General features: G+C 47.6%; 2 protein-coding genes. Both read right to left on the bottom strand.

The window, feature by feature from the left end:
- Window positions 1-79: 79 nt before the first annotated feature.
- A complete protein-coding gene (locus EDD77_RS17845; protein WP_172733338.1) occupies window positions 80-970 on the bottom strand; it encodes an IS3 family transposase in 891 nt (296 codons plus the stop codon).
- A complete protein-coding gene (locus tag EDD77_RS17840; RefSeq protein ID WP_058962639.1) occupies window positions 967-1,662 on the bottom strand; it encodes a helix-turn-helix domain-containing protein in 696 nt (231 codons plus the stop codon). Before EDD77_RS17840 ends, EDD77_RS17845 begins: the two co-directional genes overlap by 4 nt.
- Window positions 1,663-1,726: the final 64 nt, after the last annotated feature.

Raw genomic sequence — 1,726 nt, 5'->3', positions numbered from 1 at the left:
TGAACTGCTACCCGTCAAGAGGACAGTGAAAAAATATAAAGTTTTCCCGGCCAGCAGCCAGTAGGTTGCTGGCCACTTTTTATGCAGCGAAAAACAGCTTGTGCTTCTCCATCGGTGTCAGCACGCCCAAATTACGCTGCACTCTCCTGGTATTGTAGTAGTGAATATAGTGTTGAATCGTCTGAACAAGTTCTTTCTTACTGGTAAATCGCCTGCCGTAGTAACACTCCCGCTTTAAGATTCCCCAGAACCCTTCCATGGGGCCATTGTCAATGCAGTGGGCCACACGGGACATACTTTGTGTCATTCCGGCCTGTACAAGCTTTTGGTGGAAGATTCGGTTGGTATACTGAAACCCTCTGTCGCTATGGAACAGGGGGTGGGCATCCGGATTAGCCTTCACAGCCTTGTCAAAGGTCTTGAATACAAGAGGATTGTCATTGCGATCCCCCAGCACATAAGCCACAATACGCCGGTCATAGAGATCTAGAATAGCGCTGAGATAGACCTTTTGTACGTCAGTTTTCTCATACCACTTAAATTCGGTCACATCGGTTAGCCATTTCTCATTCGTCCTTTCTACATAGAATTGGCGATCCAACAGGTTTTCAGCTAGATACTGAGGATTCCTGGCCCGTCTGGTACAGCCGTGATTGCTGTACTTCACGGTAGAGCGAATATCTCTGGCCCGACAAATGCGCAGCACTCTCTTGTCATTAACGTGGATGTCATAGTCATGGCGTAAGTCATCATTCAGCCTTCGGTAGCCTTTGTCCGGGTACTCAGCATGGATTTTCTCAATCTTTTCCGCCAATCGCTCATTTTCAGCCGCTCTGCGACTCGACGTTCCAGCAGCCCATTTGTGGTATGCGGACCGAGACACATGGAGCAGCTTGCAGGCTGTTTCAATAGGAAAACCCACCTCCTCATGGTACTCCCGAATGGCTTGGTATGTACGGCGCTGTCTCACTTCTTCCAGGCCTCTCTCCTTTCGATCTCGTCCAATTTTTTTAGCAGACCATTCTCCATTTCTGCCAGATACAGCTGATGCTTGAGTTTCTCGATTTCGATTTGCGCTTTCTCCAGTTCGGTGCGAGGGACTTGGTCTTTCTTCCGACGGCCTCGCCGATCCTCTAAGCCCGATTCTCCCATCTGTTCAAACCGAAGAGTCCAACTCCGAATCTGTTGATAGCTGACCTGGTATTTCAGGGCCATTTCTCCGTAATTCTTTCCGCTAGCAATACAATCCTTAACAATTTGGATGCGCTCTTCCAGCGTGGTTTCCCGCCCTTGCTTCATGTAGCTTCCACCTCCTGAGTATTTTACGGAGTTGAAGTCTCCATGAGCATTATACATCTGAATCCAATTCCTGAGCTGTATGGAACTCCGAATATGATATTTTTTGCAAATCTCTGATAGGCTGGCAATACTGGATAAATACTCTTCTACGGCTGCCTTTTTTAGTTCCGGACTGTATATTCGATTCTTATGTGGTAGAAATGCATCTACCCCGTCAGCCTCATAGTTGCGTACCCACCCATCCAACGACTGCCTTCTAACGCCACTCCTCCGAGCTGCTTCGTTCATGCTGATCCGTCCCTTAAGGTACTCCTGAACAATCTCAACTTTTTGCTCTACACTCAACTTCTGTTTGTACTGCATAACAATGCTCCCCCTATGATTGACAGCGTTTTATTTCACTGTCTCTCATAGAGGGAGCATATCA

It is taken from the genome of Allofournierella massiliensis (assembly GCF_004345265.1).
GTDB lineage: Bacteria > Bacillota > Clostridia > Oscillospirales > Ruminococcaceae > Allofournierella > Allofournierella massiliensis.
The sequence above is the reverse complement of the archived record's forward strand: the minus strand, read 5'-3'. Positions and strand labels throughout refer to the sequence as shown.

Bases quoted from the DNA above. Each gene is read 5' to 3' on its own strand.
- EDD77_RS17840 (WP_058962639.1), bottom strand. From the start codon at position 1,662: ATGCAGTACAAACAGAAGTTGAGTGTAGAGCAAAAAGTTGAGATTGTT.